Raw genomic sequence first — 21,091 nt, forward strand, 5'->3', positions numbered from 1 at the left:
ACTCCTCCAATATTAAATAGTTATTCCAGTGATTATGAAACTAGCTGTGTTAAATACGAGATTTTTCCACAGCCCGAGTTTCGCGATAGAGGTGTTGTTCCATCTCCAGCTTGAGGTTGTTGTATTCAGGATGAGTTTCTACCTCTTCCCGTTTACGAGGACGAGGAAAGGGAATCTCTAAAATTTCATCTACCTTTGCCCCAGGTCCACGGGTCATCATGATAATTTCATCTGAGAGTAAAAGGGCTTCCTCAATACTATGAGTAACCATAATGACAGTTTTGCGTTGTTGTTCCCAAATCCGTTCAATTTCTTCTTGGAGAAAACCACGGGTTAAGGCATCTAACGCTCCAAACGGCTCATCCATTAGCAAAATTTGCGGATTAATCGCTAAAGCTCTGGCAATCCCTACTCGTTGTTGCATTCCTCCTGATAGCTCATGGGGATGCTTTGTTTCGGCTCCGGTTAACCCAACCAGCTCAATATTTTCTTTCACTACCCGCTTTTGTTGAACTTTCGGCATAGTGGGATAAACCGTTTCTAGGGCAAAGGCAATGTTCCCTTCTACCGTCATCCAAGGCATGAGGGCATAGTTTTGAAAAACCATGCCGCGATCGGGTCCTGGTCCTTCTACAAGATAGCCATTCATTAATAGGGCTCCACTGCTAGGAGAGGCTAATCCTGCAATAATGTTGAGTAACGTTGATTTTCCACAACCTGATGGCCCAATAATAGAGACAAATTTATTGTGCTTAATATCTAGACTAATTTCGTCCAGGGCCATAAATTCCGAGGAAGTGCGACGTAATAATTTACTCATCCAATCTTTTTTCCCTGGAAAAACTTTGGTAATGCCTTGCAGAGAAAGTTGGACATCTTCTCCTACCTCAGCGACAGCAGGGGCGGGGTTATTGTTATAAGAAATACTAGTCATGATGATTGTTTTCCAAATGAAACAAATGTCTGCAAAATGCCAAAGAGTTGGTCAAGAATAATGCCAACCATCCCGATGACAATAATGGCTGTGATAATGCTGGTAATGCTTAAGTTATTCCATTCATTCCAAACGAAGTAACCTAAACCGGTTCCGCCGACTAACATTTCAGCAGCAACAATCACCAGCCAAGAAATCCCCATGCTAATGCGTAAACCAGAGACAATACTGGGCGCTGCAGCTGGGAGAATCACTTTAAGAAGCGTTCGCCGTCGAGAAGCCCCAAGAGTTTTGGTTACATCCAAATAATCTTCACTAACATTGCTAATGCCAAATTTGGTATTAATTAAAGTTGGCCAAATGCTGCTAATCGCAATCACAAAAATGGCAGTTAACTCCGAGTCTTGAAGTAATCCTAACCCTAAGGGCAACCAAGCTAGAGGAGAAACAGGCTTGAAAAGTTGTACATAGGGATCAATTGCTTTCGAGGCTACTTGCGATAATCCCACTGCAATTCCCACAGGAATAGCAATGAGAGAACCAAGTATAAAGCCAATGGCAACTCGACGTAAACTTACTAATAGATGCCAACCAATCCCCTTATCATTAGGGCCAAAATCATAAAAAGGGTCGCTAATCCACTCCCAAAAATCAACTAAAGTTTCACTAGCAGAGGGTATTAATGAGGCAAAGAGCCCTAAAGCCTCGCCAACCTCCCAAAGTATGAGCAAAGCAGCTAAAGAAGCTAAGAAAGCAAGCAAGGCTTGTATATTTTTATTTTTTAGCCAACTCGCTTGAGTGGTCGCTTGTGGAGAGTGAGAAAACACTTGCTGTTTTGTCATGATTTACATCCCATATTCATCAATTTGTCGTCTGACGTAATCTGCTGCTTCATCAGGCTCGAACTCATCAAACTTTAAGTTTTCAGTTCGGAACGTCTCCTCTGGGGCATCTTGTCCAATTTCCTCGGCTAATTCTCGGGCAAGATCGGTTAAGAAAATGTCGTCAGCAATGTCGTCATAATCTGCTCTTTCTTCAGGAAGGAAATCCCAACGTACAAGTTGACTGGTAATCCAATGGGAAAAGCTCTTCCAAGGATAGGGATCAAAGTCAATCCGCTCGGGAACATCCATTTGATTGCCCTGTCCATCTTCAAATTGACCAGTTAAAACAGATTCAACAACATCAACAGGCTGATTCAGGTAGCGCCGTTCTGAAATCGCTTCGGCAATTTCGCGACGATTATCTGGGTTACTGGCATAACCACAGCCATCAATAATCGCTTTGTTTAAAGCTCGGAAGGTATTGGGATTGGCATCAATCCATTCATCGCTAGCAGCAAAGGCGCAGCAAGGATGACCGGGCCACAGGTCTTTGGTTAACATATGGATGAATCCTGCTCCTTCATCAACCGCCCGTTGATTGAAGGGGTCAGGCATCAAATAAGCATCAATATCTTCTACTTCTAGGCGTGCTACGCTATCTGGGGGAGGAACAACTTGAATAGACACATCTCTGTCAGGATCTAACCCGCCGGTTGCTAAGTAATAGCGCAACAGGAGATTGTGCATTGAATACTCGAAAGGAACCCCAATTGAGAATCCTTCAAAGTCTTCTGGACCATTGATTTCCCCCTCATATTTTGAGGCAACAGTAATCGCTTGACCATTAATGTTTTCAATACTGGCTAATTTAATGGGAAATGCAGATGAACCTAACCCCAGTGTCATGGCAATGGGCATAGGAGCTAACATATGATAAGCATCTAGCTCACCAGCAATGGCTGAATCTCTTACCGCTGCCCAACTGGGCATTTTGACAACTTCGGCATCAAATCCATATCTTTCATAAAACCCTAACGGTTCTGACATGATAATGGGCGTGGCACAGGTAATGGGAATGAACCCAATTCTTAAATCTGTTTTTTCTAATTCACTAACATCGACTGCGTCAGAGACTTCATCATCAGGACCGGCTTGTTGAGCGCCGTTGCGTCCACAGTTAGATAAAGTAACTAGGGCTGCCCCAATGGCAACATTACGGAGAAATTGCCGTCTCGTACTGGCACTAATTTTCGTAGCATCACCAAAAAACTCGGCGGATTTTGGTCCAAAGGCTGCGGCGAAGGCTTGATCGAATCCTCCTGCTGCTTTACTGAGTTCGTTGCAAAGTCTTTCTCGTTTCGGATCACCTTTTCCTGCCATTTTTAAGAAAAGGGCTTTCCGCAGTTCAGCACGATTAAGGGTATCGGCAATGTTGAGGGATTCACTTTTGTAAATGCCCATCTTCACCAAATCATCAATTAAATCGACGGGTTCTTGGGGCATTGTCTGAAGAAATTTCCAATGATCTTGGGTCATGTGAAAGCCCCCACAGATCATACACATCATGTCTAAATCCCCTATTTGTCCCCTTTGGGCAGATAGATTATTCCACTTTTGAGACTTGTTTGAGGCAATTGCCATAAGCTACTTAACCTAGTGTCACGCTTTTAGTTCAATTAGAACAAATGTTCTATTTTAATTAGAACAAATGCCCCCAAGGAGTATCTGTATCGAACTTTACACTTTATGATCTAGATTGCCCGAAATGATTGATTGAATAGGTATATTGCTATACTGTATTTCGCCATATTCGACAAACTTAAGTAGGAATTTGATAGTTTAATTGGCAAAAAAAAAGCGCGATCGCGCTTAGCAATTCCTATTACTCTAGTCATTCTAATTATTTCCCTTACAGCGAGCTTAAAGGGATATTCTGTAGTATAGTTTTTTACTTTAAGTTGCTATAATACTAATCTTAAAAAAGATTCTAAATATTAAATTATAGGTTATCCCTCTAATTCTTTTAATAAGAAGAAATTAGGGGATTAATATATAGTACCAATCCCTCAAAATAGGAGGGAATTGCATCTACTTAATTAACGCTATTCGCTACTTAATCTTTTAATACAGATAGCTAAATTTTTTATTAATTAAGTTAAGATATTCTATAAAGTTTAATCAGCTGTTAAGCGAATAAACTTCTTTTTCCCTACCTGCAATGTTTTGCCCGCAAGTTCTTCTTTACTTGTAAACTCAGCATTAACATCAGTCATTTTTTTACCGTCTAAACGCACTGCGCCGTTTTTAATTTGTCGTCGCCCTTCTCCACTACTGGCACATAAGTCACTAACATTTAAGAGATAAAATAACTTAACAGGAAATTCAATTTCTGCAAGGGAATATTCAGGGACGGCTTGAGCTTCTTTTGCTTGTCCTGAAATTAAACTTAATGCTGATTGTTGCGCTTGTTTAGCTGCTTCTTTCCCATGATAATGGCTAGTCACTTCTAATGCGAGTAACTTTTGGCACTCCCGTGGATTTTCGGGTAAATTATCTAACGGTAAGTTAGTTAACAGTTCAAAATAAGTTTTAATTTGATCATCAGGAACTTTTTCTAGTTTGGAATACATACTAAGAGCTTCTTCTTTTAAGCCCACATAGTTATTTAATGATTTTGACATTTTTTGCACCCCATCAGTGCCAATTAAAATGGGCGTTAGTAAACCAAATTGCGGACGTTTTTTAAAGTAGCGTTGTAAGTCTCTTCCCACCGCAATGTTAAATTTTTGATCAGTCCCGCCTAACTCAACATCGGCTTCTACCGCAACAGAATCATAGCCTTGCATGAGGGGATACATAAACTCATGGAGATAGATGGGTTGATCTTTCTCGTAGCGTTCGGCAAACCCTTCTTTGGCTAACATTTGCCCTACCGTCATGGTCGCTAAAAGTTCTAAAATGTTGGTTAAATCGAGGTCTTTTAGCCACTCTGAGTTATAGCGAATTTCTAAGCGTCCGGGGGTGTCAAAGTCAATAATTGGGCGTAATTGTTCAAGATAGGTTTGGGCGTTAGCTTCTACTTCAGCAGCAGTGAGTTGTTTACGGACTTCTGATTTTCCTGTGGGATCGCCAATTTGGGCAGTAAAATCACCAATAATTAAAACGGCGGTGTGTCCGGCATCTTGAAAAGCGCGAAGTTTACGAACAGGAATACTATGCCCAAGGTGAATGTCGGTTCCGGTAGGGTCAATGCCTAATTTTACCCGTAAAGGACGATCAATGTTACTTAAACGGGCTTCTAGATTCTCGTCAGGGTTATTACTCGGCTGCGAGGGGAAAATTTCGGTTGTGCCACGATAGAGCCAATGATAGTTAGAGGACATAGCGTTTCTTTTTTGCAAGATTGCCGCTTAATTTTATCTCAATTGCAAAGAAGAATCCCAACATAATTTTATCGTAAACTACTGATCTTGATTAATAAGTTGAGTTACTTCTTCTGGGGACAGTTCAGTGAGTTCAGCAATCTCCTCAATTGTCATTCCCTTACTTAAGAGATTTCGGATCAATCTTTGTTGCGCGATCGCGATGCCGCGCTGTTCACCACGTTGTTCGCCACGTTGTTCACCACGTTTTTCACCTCGTTGTTCAGCTTCTTGAATGCGTTGGGTATAAATCGTTGATAACTGCATGAGAAATTCCCTCTCTTCACTTTCTAAACCTTGTTGCTCTTGCTGTCTTACTTCTAAGATAGCAACCATATTCGCCACAAGTTCGAGAATCCTATCGCGAAAGGGGTTGGTTTCCGGCAGCCGCTGTAATTCTTCAATCGCCTGCATTTGCACTTTACCGCGACCAAATATCCTTAAGAATAAGGTATCGGAAGTGCGAGGGAGTTGGTGAATGGCAACGAGAACCGTTCTCAATCCTTCCCCACAAAAGTAAAAGCCCTCTACCCAGTTTTCTAAGTCAGGTTCGGCTTTAAAAGCTTCAATCACTGAATCAGAAATGGTCGGCGATAGAATCCATAAAGTGGGCAGTTCTTGTTCCGAGAAGCGGGTTTGTTCTCTTCGGTAACGCCGTTGCAGGCTTGCTTCTAAATCTAGTAATTTTTTCAAGCACTTCCGCACTTCTTGGGCATTAATGGGATTACGATAGGGTTCAATTACCGCCGGGGTTAACGCTAATTTCCCCAAGAAACCTAATGCGGTTAAGTTAGCTTTCTTTTCGGGATCAGGGGTGAAAAAGAAATCAATTTCGCGAACTTCGGAAGCTACTTTAGAATCCACCTCGCTTTTTCCCAAGGAAGAGAGCAATTCTTCGAGAGAATCTTTGCTAAATTGGTCGTGAAGGTTTCGAGTCAAAACAAGAAATAATGAGGGTTAAGTGATTGCCATTATCTCATCTTTGGTCTCTCAACACTCATTCCCCTAAGTCGTATATTCGGCATTAATCCGCACATAATCATAACTGAGGTCGCAACCCCAAGCCTTTCCTGACCCCTCGCCACTGCCCAGATCAACGGTAATGGTGACAGTATCTGCTTCTAAATACGTTCCTTTCGCGGCTTGTTGCAAATAATCACTGGCAGCCGCGCGATCAAACTCAACAGGCTGCCCATCCTTCAATAATAAGAAATTCCCTAACTTAACTTGCAAGTTTTCTTGTTCAAAAGGAACACCAGCACGCCCAGCAGCTGCTGCAATACGTCCCCAATTAGGATCGCGCCCAAAAATGGCAGACTTCACCAGAGATGAGCCAGCGATGGTTTTGGCCACTTGTTGGGCAGCGGTTTCATCAGGTGCGCCTGTAACTTCTACCTCAATTAAACAGGTGGCTCCTTCTCCATCTCTAGCAATGGCTTTGGCAAGGTGTTGACAAACGGCAGTTAACATGGCTTCTAGTTTTTCCGCTTTTTCCCCTGGTTCAGTAATGGCTGGGGTGCGAGATTGACCATTGGCTAGGGCAAGGAGACAATCATTAGTGCTGGTATCTCCATCAACGGTAATTTGATTAAAACTGCGTTGGGCTGCCCGTTGTACCATTTCTTGCCAAAGGGAGGTGGAAACCGCAGCATCACAGGTGACAAAGGCTAACATGGTTGCCATATTGGGGTGAATCATTCCTGATCCTTTTGCCATGCCCCCAATTCGCACGGGACGATCATCAAATGTGGTTTCTAGGGCGATGGTTTTCGTGACTAAGTCGGTGGTAAGGATTGCTTGGGCAGCGGCGTTTCCCCCAGTTTCGCTTAAGGCTTCTACGAGTGGGGGGATTCCTGCCCGAAATTCAGGCATTGCCATCCGTTGACCGATTACCCCTGTGGAGGCAAGAAGGACGCTTGTTGGGTCAATTTTGAGGGTTTGCGCTAATAATTGGGCGGTTTCTACGGCATCATCCCACCCCTGTTGCCCAGTGGCGGCGTTGGCTTGTCCAGAATTACAGAGAATGGCTTGGGCAGAGGCTTGTTTTTCCAGTTGTTGGCGACAATAATCTACACAGGCAGCGCGAACTTGAGAGGTGGTAAAAACTCCTGCCGCGATCGCGCTACTTTCAGAATAAATTAGAGATAAATCAGGCTGGTGAGAAGCCTTTAATCCTGCGACAATTCCTGCTGCTTGGAAGCCATTAGGGGCGGTGACTCCCCCAGAAATGGTTTTGTAATCGGTCATTTGTTATTTACTCACTGATTCAACTTTTGCCCGAGAATTTGGTTGGTTAATTTAGGATCCGCCCGTCCACTGGTACGTTTCATTACTTGACCGACAAAGAAGCCTTGTAGTTTCTTTTTGCCGCCGCGATATTTTTCTACTTCACTGGGATGATCCGCAAGTACCTGATCAATAATTGCTTCTAACTCGCTACTATCGGAGATTTGGGTTAAGCCTTTGCTTTCTACTAATTCTTTCGGGGAACCGCCTTGGGTTAACAATTCCGGAAGAATCTCTTTAGCAATTTTGCCACTAATCGTTCCTTCATCAATGAGGTTTACTAATTCCGCTAATCCTTCCGGGGTGAGAGGCAGTTCGGTGATTTTCAGTTTATTTTCATTGAGATGGGCGGCAATGTCTTGGGTTACCCAATTTGCCACTTGCTTGGGATCAGCATTATTAGCAATTGTACTTTCAAAGTATTCGGCAACAGCGCGATCGTCAGTTAAAACGTTGGTATCATAAGCCGATAACCCCAACTCTTCCTCATAACGGTGACGCTTTTGCGCTGGCAGTTCGGGAAGTTCTGATTGCCATTGTTCTAATTGGGCTTTAGACACCTTAATTGGGGGAAGATCAGGTTCTGGGAAATAGCGATAATCGCTAGACCCTTCTTTACTCCGCATACTCACCGTAACTTGTTTTCCTTCTTCCCATAAACGGGTTTCTTGAGTTAAGGCTTCTCCCTCTTCTAACGCTTTAACTTGCCGTTGAATTTCATAATCAATCGCTTTTTCGATGGCACTAAACGAGTTCATATTCTTAATCTCGATTTTCGTGCCAAACTCTTCACTTCCCACAGGACGCACCGACACATTAACATCACAACGGAGAGACCCTTCCTGCATATTGCCATCACTAACGCCTAAATAGCGAATAATACGGCGTAATTCTTGGGCATATTCTGCTGCTTCTTTCCCTGTGCGAATATCTGGTTCAGAGACAATTTCTAATAAAGGCACTCCAGCGCGATTAAAATCCACTAAAGAGTGAGTGGAACCTGAAAGGCGATCGCTGCCGACATGAACTAATTTTCCTGCATCTTCTTCCATGTGTAAGCGAGTAATGCCAATTCTTTTCCGTAGCGGTTCACTCCCCGGCTTTTCTGCAATTTCAATTTCTAGCCAGCCATGTTCGGCGATGGGGAGATCATACTGGGAGATTTGATAATTCTTCGGTAGGTCAGCATAGAAATAATGTTTACGGTCAAATTTACTGTAGGGGGCAATTTGACAATTCAGGGCTAATCCTGTTTTTACCGCCGACTCTAAAACTTTCTGATTTAAGACAGGTAACACCCCCGGATATCCTAAGCAAATGGGGGAGACATTGGTATTAGGAGTTGCACCAAACTCAGTGGAGATGGGGCTAAAAATCTTAGTGGCGGTATTGAGTTGACAATGGGTTTCTAAACCAATCACCGCTTCATATTGGGTTTTTACTGGGGCTGCTGTTGTCATAAGAACCTCCGTCGCAAAATCAGGGGGTAAGTGCTAGTGTGCTGTCTATTGTATCGTTGTCTGGGTTTATTCGTGCTCATTTTTAATGGTTAACACTTGTGGGGGGGTGGCATCGGGAGGATAAACCAAGTTAACTTTAACTTTACGATGAGCTTCGGGAGGGATGTTTAAATTTAAAAGTGGTTCTCCCCTTTCTCCTTGATGTTGGGCTAAATGAAAATAACGGGTTTGTTCCACTTCCTCTTCATCTGTATAAGTAACTCGCACGGTTCCCCGAAAGAAAAGCTGACCTGAGGGAGAGTCTAAAAATTCTAAACCATTACTCAGTTCATCAGTTTTTACAGGCGTTTCTAGGGCAAGGGAAATATTACGGTCTTCGTTGCTTTCATTATTGAGATTAAAAGATACCTCATACTCTACGCCGTAATTACCGTGGGCGGCATAAGCCGTGTCAGGATAACGCACTAATAGGGGAGCTGTTTGCACTTGATCCGTTCCTAAGCGCCCACCTACTAGTGTACTTAACCCATAAGAAACGGCTTCTTCCACAGTATTGAGATCCACATCAACTGTGCTTTCCCATTTTGAGCCTTCAGAAACACCTGCCACGCGACCATAAGTAATATCCTCTGTATTTTCAGGAGGAGTAGATGCTCGATCTCGTGGGGTTGATAAATTTCCCTCTGTTAGTAGAGTTTCCCATTCTGATAAGCTCGGGGAACGTTCTCTACCCTGATCAGTTCTGGGGGCATATTGCGCTAAACTGGCAGCGTAAACCTCACCATCACTTTCTAAACGTAAGTAGGTAGAACGACCATTAAGAGGCGGGTCAAAAGGACGAACGGGAATCGGAGCATTTAATAATAAATGGTTACTCTCTGGAGGAATTTCGATTTGAGATGGAAATTGCCAGTGACGTTTTCCTCTTAAAATATCATCCATCACTCGGCTCCCGGGCCCAGCGTAAACCTCTCCGTCGGGATTTTCGACAGTAGAGGGAAGTTCAATGAAAGGAGCATCGGGTTGACTGAGATAACTTGCCCCCGAGAGAATATCTACTGTTACCGTTTCATCGGTGGGATTATGTAATAAAAGTCCTAAATAAAGCGTGCTTAAATCCTCTTCATTAGGCGGTTTAGCAACGTGATGGGCAAATATATCAAATCGCCCATTAAAGGCAAAGTCAAGATGGGCTTCTGGGTTACTTTTATCTTCTTCAGGAAACGTAGAAAGTAAAATTCCTTCTCCTTGCACTAACTCAGGACTATTACTGTTGAAAACAGGGACTTGGTCTAGTTCACCCGGCAGCGGTTGCACTTCCTGTTGAGTGTTTGGGAAGTCTTGGCTGATTAAGGTGGGACTGGTTAAAAGATTAGAGGCAAGAAATAAAGGAAAAAGCATTTTCAGAAAGCTATTTCAGCGCAGTTAGTGTAATTCATACTATCATTAAAACCCTTGAAATGCTGTTCCTGCTCCTCGGAACATAATCCAAGACAGCAAGAAATTACTAATAAAAATCGCCAGTAATGCTGTTACTACTGCCGTTGTGGTCGATTGTCCTACGCCTTTTGCTCCTCCAGTGGTCGTTAATCCCCAGTTACAGCCAATAATGGCAATTAATGCCCCAAACACCACTGCTTTAATTAAAGCACTGACTAAATCCCATAGTCCTAAAAAATTTTGGGCAGAATTTAAAAAGACCGTATCCGAGAGATCATAAACTGTTGTGGCAATGAGTAATCCGCCAGCCATGCCTGTAATCAGCGATAAAATTGTCAAAATAGGTAACATGGCACAGCAAGCAAGCATCCTCGGAATGACTAAAAATTCAATGGGATCTGTTTTCAAAACATAAAGAGCATCAATTTGTTCAGTGACTTGCATCGTGCCAATTTCAGCAGCGAATGCGGATCCCACCCGTCCTGCAATGACCACTGCGGTTAAAACTGGGGCTAATTCTCTAGTGAGCGCGATCGCGAGAACCCCTCCCACAGCATTCCCTGCTCCAAAATTAATAAACTCTCTTGCCACTTGAATTGTAAATACCATGCCCACAAAACTCGCCGTAACCAGAGAAATTAATAAAGAATCTGGCCCAACTACAGCACATTGTTCCAAAGTATTACGACGATGAATTTTATGAGGCTTCAAATGGAAAAGAATTTGACCTCCCAAAAACATTGCTGCCACCAGACGTTGCCCCCACTGCTTTAAACCACTTGCCAAGGTAATACCTCTTTCCTTACTGATCCGTTTGATTGTCTTCAGGATTAACTCGAAAACGCTCTACCGACGCTAAGAGATCCCCAGCTAAACTCACTAAATTTTGGAGAGCGCTAGAAACCTGTTGTGACTCTTGAGAGGTTCCTTGGGCAGTCATTTCAACAGATTGCATCACCTGCGCCACTGATTGAGCTGTTTCTGATTGCTCAACTGTATCAGCAGTAATAGATTGAACGAGGGAGTCAATGCGGTTTGACACTTGAATAATCTCCTCGAGAGCATTTTTGGCTTGTTCTGCCCGTTGAGTCCCCTCAATTACCTGTTGGGTTCCCTCTTCCATAGCAATCATCACTGAGCTAGTTTCACTCTGAATTTGCAAAACAATTTTTTCAATTTCCCGTAAGGACTTAGTCGAACGGTCTGCTAGTTGTCGTACTTCATCAGCAATCACCGCAAATCCTCGTCCAGCTTCTCCAGCACGAGCCGCCTCAATCGAGGCATTCAATGCTAAGTTATTGGTACGAGTGGCAATTTGCGAAATTACCGACACAATTTTAGAAATTTCTTGGGAAGATTCTGCCAGGCGTTTTACCTTGCGGGTACTTTGGGCTACAGTTTCTCGAATTTGTAAAATCCCAGCCACCGTACTATCCACAGCTTCGCCACCCTTGAGAGCAGTTTCAGAAGCCGATCGCGCCACTGCTTCTGCCTCTTTAGCGTTATCAGCAACCCGTTGAATGGAATCAGTCATCATTTGCGCGGAATTTAAGCTCACCGCTAATTCTTCAGCTTGTCGTAGCGCATCTTCCGATAAACCTTGAGCAAAAGATTCACTTTCGGCAGCTCCTTGGTTCACCTGTTGAGCAGCTTCTTTTACCTGTTGCACAATGGTACGCAGATTGCGAATTGTTAAGTTAAAGGCATCAGCAACAGCTCCGAGAACATCAGCACTAACCTCTGCTTGCACCGTTAAATCTCCTCTCGCCGCACCTTCTACATCATCTAAGAGACGAATAACCTGCCGTTGTAAATCTTCCTTCGCCTGCTCTTGCTCTTGTGCTTTTTGTTGTGCTTCTTTAGTAGTGGTGGAAACAACTCGCGTCATCTGATTAAACCCTGTTGCTAGTTTCCCGAGTTCATCTTGAGAATAAACCGTTGCTTTCGCCTCTAAATTACCTTGCTGCACCGCATAGATTTGCGCTTGTAAATCACCAGTGGAACGTTTCATTTGTTTAAAGACAACGCCACCAATAAAATAAGTAACAGCTCCACTAGTAACTCCCCCAACTAATCCCACGACAGTAGAGCGTCCTAAGTTTCCGAGCCATCCTTCTCGATTTTCGCCAACATTAGAAACAGTAAAACTTCCCAATCCTACTACAATTGCTGAAGCAATTCCCGCTGCTACAGCCAAGAATTTTTGCTTTTTCGCAAAAGGCGCATTTTCTAACAAGCTGAGAACTCCCTGATCCTGTTCAACAACCGGTTCTTCAACTTGCTCGTCATCGCTGAAAAAAATATTAGTTCCAGTATCGCGAGAAGTCGTAGAAGCAAATAACCCTGACTGGTCACCAGAACTAGCAAACAAGGGCTGTTCATTCTCAGTATTTTGCTGCTCAGTTTCAGGAGAGAAGGAAGAACCTTGGGAATCAACATGATCAACCTCTGACTGAGATGACGATATTGACCCTGACTCTGGTTTTTCCTCTACTTCACCAGATTCTTGCTCTTTTGACCAATAATCATTATTGGCTAGAGTTTTTGTTTTCGCTGCAGTTTCTTGATTTTGGTGATTCCCAAAAGTATCCTCACTTAATTCATCCTGTTCTTCATTTTCTTCCTCTAAAAACTCTTCACTAGTAAACTGGCTAAAATCAAAATCTTCCTCCTCAAAACTGATTTCACTCTCTTGAGCTTCCTCCTCACCTTGATCAGACTGGTATAATAGAGGCTCGTTTTTATCTAACTGTTCTAATTCTCCTCCAGTTATTTCTCCTTCTTCTAGGTCGTCAAATTGATTAGAAAAGGAAGCATCACTGGGTTCTAGGTTAGTAATTTCTCCCTCATCACTCTCTTCCTCATCTTCTAAAGCAGAAATTGCAGTAATTTCATCTTCTGAAAGCTCTTCAAAGGGATTAATTTCCGTTTCTCCTGCTTCCGTAGCATTTTCCGATTCGGCAAAAGGATTTTCTGGCTCACTACTTACCGCATGAGTCACGGGGGCTTCGTCATTTTCATCTTCTGACCAAATTGCAGTTGCTTCATCATCATCAGAATTAAGAATCCCTGTTGGATCTATATCTCCTGTGATATCGTTTTCATTTTCCTGTCCTCTCTCTCGCCATTGTTGAACTGTCTCTAATCCAGAATAAGCACACTGGATATACTCTTCACTCTCAGCATTTTCCAAAACAAGATTATATTGTTCTTGAGCGCGATCAAAATTTCCAAAATAACAAGAAATATGACCTTTTAATAATAAAACGTCTGGGTTGGTTTGAGAGCTTTCTTCCAAACTTTCTAGAATCTCCGCCGCCTGTTCGTAGTTGCCACGAAAATAAGCTGCTTCTGCTTGTTTATAAGCGTTTTGATTTTGAATTCCCGATGCCATGACAATTTTTGCCTCGCCACTACTAACTTCATTAAATCTTTATTGAAGTAATCTTAATGTTTCTAGCTTAACTTTTTTCTGATATTTTTCTTTGACAGTGAAAATACTGAATTCCTAAGCAATCCATCTTGCCGAGCGTAGAATTGCTGAAGGATCTAACAAAAGTAAAGATGAGTTTTCTAACTCCCATTCTCCGCGAATAAAGGGAGCCATTTCATCTGATAAATTACTAGGCATTTCTAAATTTTCAGTATCTAACCATTCCATCCCAGTAATTTTTTCTACTGCTAAACCAATGATTCTTTCTTGATCTTCAATGGCAATCAGAGGGATTTCAGAGCGTTCTGTCGTTAAAACGTTGCGCTCTCCCAAAAATTGACCTAAGTCCGCTACCCAAATGACTTGACCCCGAAGATTCATGGTGCCCAACAACAGTACTGAGGCATTGGGAATAGGAGTAATTAAGTTAGGAGACTGAGAGATCACTTCTCGAATCCCTGTTGCAGGAATGGCTAGTTCGCGTTTGGAAGGCAAAAATAGTCGTAAGTGTAGTTCTCCTTCTGGTGGCTCATAAGACTGAATTTGTGAACTAAGATCATCTTCGCCATTTAGCGTAAGTCCTTCCTTGGGCTCTTCGTTATTAACGTCTATTGGATCAACCATTTTGCTTTTAACTTATCCCCTCAGTAATTGTTTAATGGTACCAATGAGTTCACTGGGTTCAAACGGCTTAGCAATATAAGCATCTGCTCCTTGCTTCATTCCCCAGTATTTATCAAATTCCTCTCCTTTAGAGGAACACATAATAACTGGTAAATTTTCTGTTTTAGGATCAGTCTTGATTTCTCGACAGACTTCGTAGCCGTTCATCCGAGGCATGACAATATCTAATACCACAATATCTGGGCATTTATTTTTGATTTGCTCTAATGCTTCTACACCGTCAGCGACACTCACCACAGAAGCATTTAAGCCACTCTCCTTAAGAAGATCAGAAATCATTTGTCTTTGCGTGGCGCTATCCTCAACAACTAAAACTGTAGTCATTTTATTACCTTTCTTTTTTGTCTATCTAAAATTATGACCATACCTAATGGGAAAGATCAATTTGATTGTAAGAGAATTTTCTCATCCTTTGAATGAGATCAAGCTAATAAGGCTCTCCCGTTTCTAGTTGAAACAGACTGATGAGCTTTTAAAATTTGAGATAAATCTGATGGCTCAAATGGAGAAACCAAAAATTCAATTTGTCCTAGTAGCTCTAATTTTGCTAACTGTAACGGATCAGAGTTAAAAGATGCCAAAACAATAATTAGGGGTTGAGATAATTGAGGGATTCTACGGATAATTGAGGCAAGTTGATCGGCTAGTCGGTTTGACATATCTAGACTTAATAAAATGAGAGACGGTTGCTCTTCTATAATTCGACTGACAGCCTCTGCAGGATTGTTCAAGAGGATAGGGGTGTAACCTTCTTGTTTCAAGGTTAATGTAATTTGCTCATTGATGGACTCGGGTTTACCAATACAGATAACGGTTGAGGAATAAGCGTTAGTAGTAGTTTCTTCTTTCGCAACAGTTGGACTTGATGTTAAGTGTAGCCAACCCCGTTGGATATAAGGGTATAGGGCTTGACTAATGGTGACTAGATCTTTGTTAAGATAACGAGCAATTCGTCTTAGAGATAAGTCACCTTGACAAGCAACGGTTAAGGTTTTATAGGCGGAGGGATTAATCGTGTTTTTGAGTTCGCCTGGATTAGTAAGAATTGGACATTGCTCAGGGGAGATAATATAAGGAAAGAGTTGTTTCCACTGTTGTTGCTGTTGAGTTATTTTTAATATTAATGGCGTAATTTTTATTTTAGTAATTCGGGGTTGAAAGTGACAATTCTTTTTTAAGAGAAAATTTCCGTCCCTCAAGCTTAAAATATCAAATACGGTTTCTTGGATGATATTCCTTAAAAGCCGCTTAATTTCGGAAGGGCTTACAACATTGTTTTCTAAAAGTTGCCACAAAGCATTATACTCAGGAATTTGTCTGGGAGTGAATAGGTTATCTTGCTTGGGATAAATCTCAAACCACTGGTTACTGGTGATTAATTCATCGAGGGAAGAATCTAGGTGATAGCGACGTAAATAGTCTTGAAGGCGTTGCAAAGGGAGAGAGTTATAACTAACTGCATAAGTAATTTGTCCGTAGTGAAAGTACAATAACCAAAAATGGGGGTTAGAAACTTCTTGGGCGGGAAATTCAATGAGAAGCTCTCCGCTGTGTTGAGTTTGTTCAATAAACTCTAATAAGGTTTGAATGTCAATATCCCTGAAACTGCCGTACATAATATGATTTAAGTCATGACTCTTTACAATTTACAATGTATAATGAGTTGATGAATATTTCTGTTGATGATGCTCCTTAGTGGCAACTACTAACTCCTAAAAAGCTGTTGCTAGCAGTCCTCACTTGAGTAGTTAGGGCGAAACAGTCTCTCCCTAGGCTCTTTCCTTTGATGAGGCAATGAGGGCAAATGCAACCAATTTTTAATAATTATAACTGATTGCAGTGTACAAATGAGAATTAGAAGACGACCTCAAAATCCAGAAGTTAATGTCAATACAGTTAGCTATCAAGTAGCACTCCCGAATGATAAACCAGACAATATATTAGAAGAAATTGTTTGGCAAAAAGAAAAAGAGGTAGATCGATCGCGAGAAAAGATTCCTTTTTTACAGTTAAGAAAACAAGTTCAAGATAATGCCCCACCTGTTAAAAACTTCCTAAAAGCATTACAAAAAGGAGAACGAAATCCTGCTTTAATTGCGGAGATTAAAAAAGCCTCTCCGAGTAAAGGGGTGATTCGAGAAGATTTTGACCCGATAACGTTAGCTAAAACCTACGAAGAAGCAGGAGCAAGCTGTTTATCCGTTTTAACAGATGCTACCTTTTTTCAGGGAAGTTTTGAAAATTTAGGATTAGTAAGAGAAGCCACGAATTTACCTCTTTTATGCAAAGAGTTTATTATTTATGCTTATCAAATTTATCAGGCACGATTAATGGGTGCAGATGCAATTTTATTGATTGCTGCAATCTTAAATGATCAAGACTTAAACTATTTTGTCAAAATTGTTAATAGTGTGGGAATGACTCCTTTAGTAGAGGTGCACACTTTAGAAGAACTCGATCGCGCCCTCTCTCTGGACGGAGTTAAGCTAATTGGGATTAACAACCGTAATTTAGAAAACTTTACTGTTGATATTCAAACCACTGTAGAGTTAATTCAACAACGGCAGGAACAATTAAAAGCAAAAAATATTACCTTGGTTAGTGAGTCGGGATTGCATACCCTTGAGGATTTAGAGATAGTAAAAAATGCTGGAGCTAATGCCGTCTTAATCGGAGAGTCATTATTAGTCAAGCCTGATCCCAAAAGCGCGATCGCTGCCTTATATAATAGTTAGAGACCAATAATCATTATTGGCTGACTCATTTATACTTTTCGTTACCAATTTCCTCGCCTTAAACCCTTTTTTATGGAACCTTTACCTCTTCCTTCTCACATTCATTACGAATTATTGTTACAACTCTTAGAAAAACAAACTCTCTCCAATACTTACCACAACTCAACACTGCAACAACAAACCCGAGAACTGATTGTTACTTTACGCAAAGCCCTCGCCCAACAAAAGCAAATTGAATCCATGTGCGACCAGAGTAATTGTCCCATTGACTACCGATGGTCATTAAATCCCAACCCCAAAACCGTGAGTTCTGATCAGATGTCAGTTTTTGATAATTAACCTTGGTGGGGCACTAATTCACGAATATTCCCAAAAAGTGAGATAATGTAAGCCGCTAATTCTGAGCCATTTTAAAGGAGTTGCTGTTCAAGAAAACAGCCTCAACTAAAGTGGCTCTAAAAAATCAGGAAAAAACGAAAGAGAGAATTGGCAGTTACTACAAGACACAAATGGAGATGCTATGGAAAACAACAACTTACTCATGATTCCTGGGCCAACACCGGTACCAGAAAAAGTCTTACTTGCCCAAACCAAGCACCCTATTGGTCATCGTAGCCCAGAATTTAGTGAAATTATTGGTGAAATTAATGAGAACTTGAAATGGCTACATCAAACGCAACAGGAAGTTCTCACAGTAACTGCAAGTGGCACTGGAGCGATGGAAGCTGGAATTATTAATTTTCTAAGTGCCGGCGATCGCGTAATTGTTGCGTCTAATGGAAAATTTGGGGAGCGATGGGCAGACTTAGCTGAAGCCTTTGGCATTAAAACTGACCGTGTCAATATCACTTGGGGAGAAGTAATTGACCCTGAGATCATTCGGGAAAAATTAGAAGCTGACACCAACAAAGAAATCAAAGCAGTTATTGTCACCCATTCTGAAACCTCAACTGGGGTTTTAAATGACTTAGAAACCATCAACCGTCACGTTAAAAATCATGGCGAAGCATTGATTATTGTTGATGCCGTAACCAGCCTCGGTGCAGTCAATCTTCCCATTGATGAATGGGGATTAGACGTGGTTGCTTCTGGGTCTCAAAAAGGTTATATGATTCCGCCAGGGCTAGGGTTTATTGCTGTGAGTGAAAAAGCATGGCAAGCCTATGAAACCTCAACCTTACCCAAATTCTATTTTGATCTCGGTCCTTATCGGAAATCCGCTACTAAAAATAGCACCCCTTTTACGCCCCCCATTAACCTCATGTTCGGCTTACAAACCGCACTGAGAATGATGCGAGAAGAAGGGTTAGAAAATATTTTTGCCCGTCACGAACGTAACACCAGAGCTACCCGAGAAGCTGTCCAAGCTCTTGGGCTACCCTTATTTGCCCCAGATCACGCTGCTAGCCGTGCTGTTACTGCTGTAGCACCCACCACTGTGGATCCAGAAAAAGTACGCTCGGTGATGAAAAAGCAATTTGATATTTCTTTAGCTGGTGGACAAAATGAACTCAAGGGGAAAATTTTCCGCATTGGTCACCTTGGTTTCATTAGCGAAAGAGATGTTTTAACCGTTATCAGTGCCTTAGAAGCGGTTTTAGCAGAGCTTGGTCACGAAAGCATGAAACCAGGGGCAGGAGTAGCAGCTGCCACTCGTGTGTTTGCAGAACTGTAATTAGCTTAGGGTTGGAAGTCGTCTTCCTTCCTTCTCTTTCTCTTATCCTTGATCCGACAGAACTGAAATGAATTAATTATAATGGAAAGGTTGTAACGATAAGATAATCTTTACTCATTTAACTATGGCAGTTCCTAAGAAGAAACGCTCCAAAGCGAAAAAGCGCACTCATAAATCACTGTGGAAAGGAAAAGCCAGAGCAGAAGCCCAAAAAGCTCTCTCTTTGGGCAAATCTGTTCTTAGTGGTCGCTCTTCCTTTATTTATCCCACAGAAGAAGACGACGAAGACAACGAAGAGTAATTTCTAACAGGGGATGGCAAGTATTTGCGCTTTTCCCCTATTCTTCCTCCGTATTAAAGACTTTTTCTAAAACAGGAGACAGATTCTTATTGAGTTTTCCAGAACGTACTAACTCGGCATAGGTTTCTGCTTCGATATCTAATAAATCTTCTTGTAGCTGTTCTTGATCCAGCGATCGCAGCTGAGGATAAGACTCCTGTAGCTTAGTAATTTCTTGATTAACAGAATCTAATTTTTCTTGCACCGTTCTCCGATAATTTTCCTTGAACGCTTCATCAATACTAATAGAAAGTTTTACCTCATTTAAGCGTTCTAAAACCTGTTCGAGGGCATTACGGCGGGCAAGTAGCTCACTATAGGCTTGACGTTGTGGGCGATCGCCGATTAACCCTAACTTGTTAATGATCGTCTGCATGGTCAAGCCTTGCACTAGGAGGGTAAATAATACCACTCCAAAGACTGCCTCAATAATATCCTGTCTTCCTTCTAGCATTGCAGGAACACTCAAAGCTAAAGCAATGGAGACTGAACCACGTAAGCCACCCCACCATAAAACAGTTTGCTGTTTCCAGCTAATTGGGTTTTTGCCAGTAATCAAATTACTAACTGTTCCCAAGCCAAAAATACTAATCGCGCGAACTACTACTAAAGCAACAATCGAAACAGCAATTAACTGCCATTTATCTAATAAGCCACGGATATCAATTTGATCCCCAATCAGCAAAAAGACAATGGAGTTAACAAAAAACGCAATAAACTCCCAAAATTCTGAAACTGATAAACGGGTGCGAGGGTTCATGCCAATCCGAGAACCAAAGTTCCCTAAAATTAGCCCTGTGGTCACTACGCCGATTACCCCTGATCCCCCTAATTCTTCTGTTAACAAATAAGTACCGTAAGCAGAAACTAAGGTTAATGATTGTTCAACTAATGGGAGATCAAAACGTTGGGTTAAATAAGAAATGCCAAAACCAATTAACCCTCCAACAGCAATTCCTATCCCTGTAAAAGTTACAAATTGAACGAGAGTATTAGTTGTAGAAAATTCCTGTGTTCCTAAAGGAATTGCCACTAAAATTCCGAACGCAACAACCGCTACTCCATCGTTAAATAAACTTTCCCCTTCCATTAAAACAGTTAAGCGTTCTCCAACCCCTAATTCTCGGAATAGGGCAATCACAGCCACTGGATCAGTCGCTGCTAAACTAGCTCCAATCAAGAGAGCAATAGGAAGAGTTAAATCGGTAAAATGGCTAATCGTAAAGCCAATCCCTACCACTGTAATTACGACCCCAACAATAGCAAGCAAGCAAACAGGAATTAAGTTATTTTTTAAGTTTCGCCAACGGATATTCCAAGCTGCTTCAAATAATAAAGGTGGCAGAAAAATTTCTAAAATTAATTCTGGAGAAAGATTGACTAAACGAATATCAACGAAGGCTAGAACTAATCCAACAATTACTAAGAGTAAAGTGTAAGGAATTTGACGAAAAAAACTGGATATTTGCGAGATAGTTGCTACCCCTAAAGAGACACAAAGAACAATTAAAAACTGTTCTAAACTTTCTTCAATGGCAGCGGCTTCTCCCATTGTCGCTTCAATAGTCATAGTTTCAATGTTTTAGTTCGATGAATAGTGGTTAGAGCAAGGAAATTTTTAATCATCTTACAAGGCTGAAATTAATTACTGAGCAATATTTTATCGTTTGATGCTCTCGTTTTAATTGACCTGCTCCCGCGTTTAACCCTTCACCTTATCGTAAAATCACGGTTGTTTTGGTCGATGCTGGCTACCAAGAACCCAACTTTAGCAGGGCAGTAGAGAAGTTAACTCAAGCGTTTATCCCCCCATCTCCCATTAACCTAGCGGTATCATGGGAGTCTTCTCTTCGCATTG

Annotated in this window: 18 protein-coding genes; 4 read left to right on the forward strand and 14 right to left on the reverse strand. The window is 41.7% G+C overall.

What is annotated here, in order from left to right:
• Window positions 1-49: 49 nt before the first annotated feature.
• The 13 genes from FRE64_RS06005 to FRE64_RS06065 form a co-directional block, all read right to left on the reverse strand.
• A complete protein-coding gene (locus FRE64_RS06005) occupies window positions 50-934 on the reverse strand; it encodes an ABC transporter ATP-binding protein (protein WP_146295119.1) in 885 nt (294 codons plus the stop codon).
• Window positions 931-1,776 (reverse strand): nitrate ABC transporter permease, encoded by an 846-nt coding sequence (ntrB, locus tag FRE64_RS06010; RefSeq protein ID WP_146295120.1) that lies wholly within the window; start codon window positions 1,774-1,776, stop codon window positions 931-933. The genes FRE64_RS06005 and ntrB overlap by 4 nt, the downstream gene beginning before the upstream one ends.
• A gap of 3 nt (window positions 1,777-1,779) precedes the next feature.
• Window positions 1,780-3,399 (reverse strand): ABC transporter substrate-binding protein, encoded by a 1,620-nt coding sequence (locus FRE64_RS06015; RefSeq protein ID WP_146295121.1) that lies wholly within the window; start codon window positions 3,397-3,399, stop codon window positions 1,780-1,782.
• A 533-nt stretch (window positions 3,400-3,932) separates the two neighbouring features.
• The gene (tyrS, locus tag FRE64_RS06020; protein WP_146295122.1) at window positions 3,933-5,141 is read right to left on the reverse strand and encodes a tyrosine--tRNA ligase; all 1,209 of its coding nucleotides are present in this window, start codon (window positions 5,139-5,141) and stop codon (window positions 3,933-3,935) included.
• A 78-nt stretch (window positions 5,142-5,219) separates the two neighbouring features.
• The gene (locus FRE64_RS06025; protein WP_246140405.1) at window positions 5,220-6,044 is read right to left on the reverse strand and encodes an RpnC/YadD family protein; all 825 of its coding nucleotides are present in this window, start codon (window positions 6,042-6,044) and stop codon (window positions 5,220-5,222) included.
• A gap of 141 nt (window positions 6,045-6,185) precedes the next feature.
• Window positions 6,186-7,427 carry a bifunctional ornithine acetyltransferase/N-acetylglutamate synthase gene (gene argJ / locus FRE64_RS06030; RefSeq protein WP_146295124.1) on the reverse strand — a complete coding sequence of 414 codons (1,242 nt, stop codon included), beginning with the start codon at window positions 7,425-7,427 and terminating at the stop codon, window positions 6,186-6,188.
• Window positions 7,428-7,438: 11 nt separating this feature from the next.
• Window positions 7,439-8,926, reverse strand: coding sequence for an Asp-tRNA(Asn)/Glu-tRNA(Gln) amidotransferase subunit GatB (gene gatB / locus FRE64_RS06035; RefSeq protein WP_146295125.1), 1,488 nt, complete (start codon window positions 8,924-8,926; stop codon window positions 7,439-7,441).
• Between the two features lie 66 nt (window positions 8,927-8,992).
• Window positions 8,993-10,327: a DUF3370 domain-containing protein gene (locus FRE64_RS06040; protein WP_146295126.1), complete on the reverse strand. Its 1,335-nt coding sequence runs from the start codon at window positions 10,325-10,327 to the stop codon at window positions 8,993-8,995.
• Between the two features lie 45 nt (window positions 10,328-10,372).
• Window positions 10,373-11,107, reverse strand: a complete 735-nt coding sequence (locus FRE64_RS06045) for an MlaE family lipid ABC transporter permease subunit (RefSeq protein ID WP_246140419.1) — start codon at window positions 11,105-11,107, stop codon at window positions 10,373-10,375.
• A gap of 61 nt (window positions 11,108-11,168) precedes the next feature.
• A complete protein-coding gene (locus FRE64_RS06050; RefSeq protein WP_146295128.1) occupies window positions 11,169-13,760 on the reverse strand; it encodes a methyl-accepting chemotaxis protein in 2,592 nt (863 codons plus the stop codon).
• A gap of 114 nt (window positions 13,761-13,874) precedes the next feature.
• The gene (locus FRE64_RS06055; protein WP_146295129.1) at window positions 13,875-14,423 is read right to left on the reverse strand and encodes a chemotaxis protein CheW; all 549 of its coding nucleotides are present in this window, start codon (window positions 14,421-14,423) and stop codon (window positions 13,875-13,877) included.
• A gap of 12 nt (window positions 14,424-14,435) precedes the next feature.
• Window positions 14,436-14,807: a response regulator transcription factor gene (locus FRE64_RS06060; protein ID WP_146295130.1), complete on the reverse strand. Its 372-nt coding sequence runs from the start codon at window positions 14,805-14,807 to the stop codon at window positions 14,436-14,438.
• A 98-nt stretch (window positions 14,808-14,905) separates the two neighbouring features.
• Window positions 14,906-16,099 (reverse strand): response regulator, encoded by a 1,194-nt coding sequence (locus tag FRE64_RS06065; protein ID WP_146295131.1) that lies wholly within the window; start codon window positions 16,097-16,099, stop codon window positions 14,906-14,908.
• A gap of 231 nt (window positions 16,100-16,330) precedes the next feature.
• Here FRE64_RS06065 and trpC point away from each other — a divergent pair, with 231 nt between their 5' ends.
• The 4 genes from trpC (at window position 16,331) to FRE64_RS06085 (ending at window position 19,194) form a co-directional block, all read left to right on the forward strand.
• Window positions 16,331-17,218: an indole-3-glycerol phosphate synthase TrpC gene (trpC, locus tag FRE64_RS06070; RefSeq protein WP_146295132.1), complete on the forward strand. Its 888-nt coding sequence runs from the start codon at window positions 16,331-16,333 to the stop codon at window positions 17,216-17,218.
• A 72-nt stretch (window positions 17,219-17,290) separates the two neighbouring features.
• Window positions 17,291-17,557 (forward strand): DUF5340 domain-containing protein, encoded by a 267-nt coding sequence (locus FRE64_RS06075; protein ID WP_146295133.1) that lies wholly within the window; start codon window positions 17,291-17,293, stop codon window positions 17,555-17,557.
• Window positions 17,558-17,738: 181 nt separating this feature from the next.
• On the forward strand, window positions 17,739-18,893 hold the full coding sequence (locus FRE64_RS06080) for a pyridoxal-phosphate-dependent aminotransferase family protein (RefSeq protein ID WP_146295134.1): 1,155 nt from the start codon (window positions 17,739-17,741) through the stop codon (window positions 18,891-18,893).
• 124 nt (window positions 18,894-19,017) lie between these two features.
• Window positions 19,018-19,194, forward strand: a complete 177-nt coding sequence (locus FRE64_RS06085) for a 50S ribosomal protein L32 (protein WP_146295135.1) — start codon at window positions 19,018-19,020, stop codon at window positions 19,192-19,194.
• Between the two features lie 37 nt (window positions 19,195-19,231).
• Here the strand turns inward: FRE64_RS06085 and FRE64_RS06090 are convergent, their stop codons facing one another.
• Window positions 19,232-20,803 carry a Na+/H+ antiporter gene (locus FRE64_RS06090; protein WP_146295136.1) on the reverse strand — a complete coding sequence of 524 codons (1,572 nt, stop codon included), beginning with the start codon at window positions 20,801-20,803 and terminating at the stop codon, window positions 19,232-19,234.
• Window positions 20,804-21,091 lie beyond the last annotated feature (288 nt).

This window comes from Euhalothece natronophila Z-M001, assembly GCF_007904085.1.
Classification (GTDB): domain Bacteria; phylum Cyanobacteriota; class Cyanobacteriia; order Cyanobacteriales; family Rubidibacteraceae; genus Halothece; species Halothece natronophila.

Coding starts and splice junctions, on each gene's coding strand:
- tyrS (WP_146295122.1), bottom strand. CDS start 5,141: ATGTCCTCTAACTATCATTGGCTCTATCGTGGCACAACCGAAATTTTC.
- trpC (WP_146295132.1), top strand. CDS start 16,331: ATGAGAATTAGAAGACGACCTCAAAATCCAGAAGTTAATGTCAATACA.
- FRE64_RS06060 (WP_146295130.1), bottom strand. CDS start 14,807: ATGACTACAGTTTTAGTTGTTGAGGATAGCGCCACGCAAAGACAAATG.
- gatB (WP_146295125.1), bottom strand. CDS start 8,926: ATGACAACAGCAGCCCCAGTAAAAACCCAATATGAAGCGGTGATTGGT.
- argJ (WP_146295124.1), bottom strand. CDS start 7,427: ATGACCGATTACAAAACCATTTCTGGGGGAGTCACCGCCCCTAATGGC.
- FRE64_RS06090 (WP_146295136.1), bottom strand. CDS start 20,803: ATGACTATTGAAGCGACAATGGGAGAAGCCGCTGCCATTGAAGAAAGT.
- FRE64_RS06015 (WP_146295121.1), bottom strand. CDS start 3,399: ATGGCAATTGCCTCAAACAAGTCTCAAAAGTGGAATAATCTATCTGCC.
- FRE64_RS06065 (WP_146295131.1), bottom strand. CDS start 16,099: ATGTACGGCAGTTTCAGGGATATTGACATTCAAACCTTATTAGAGTTT.
- FRE64_RS06005 (WP_146295119.1), bottom strand. CDS start 934: ATGACTAGTATTTCTTATAACAATAACCCCGCCCCTGCTGTCGCTGAG.
- FRE64_RS06085 (WP_146295135.1), top strand. CDS start 19,018: ATGGCAGTTCCTAAGAAGAAACGCTCCAAAGCGAAAAAGCGCACTCAT.
- FRE64_RS06075 (WP_146295133.1), top strand. CDS start 17,291: ATGGAACCTTTACCTCTTCCTTCTCACATTCATTACGAATTATTGTTA.
- FRE64_RS06045 (WP_246140419.1), bottom strand. CDS start 11,107: ATGTTTTTGGGAGGTCAAATTCTTTTCCATTTGAAGCCTCATAAAATT.
- ntrB (WP_146295120.1), bottom strand. CDS start 1,776: ATGACAAAACAGCAAGTGTTTTCTCACTCTCCACAAGCGACCACTCAA.
- FRE64_RS06055 (WP_146295129.1), bottom strand. CDS start 14,423: ATGGTTGATCCAATAGACGTTAATAACGAAGAGCCCAAGGAAGGACTT.
- FRE64_RS06040 (WP_146295126.1), bottom strand. CDS start 10,327: ATGCTTTTTCCTTTATTTCTTGCCTCTAATCTTTTAACCAGTCCCACC.
- FRE64_RS06080 (WP_146295134.1), top strand. CDS start 17,739: ATGGAAAACAACAACTTACTCATGATTCCTGGGCCAACACCGGTACCA.
- FRE64_RS06050 (WP_146295128.1), bottom strand. CDS start 13,760: ATGGCATCGGGAATTCAAAATCAAAACGCTTATAAACAAGCAGAAGCA.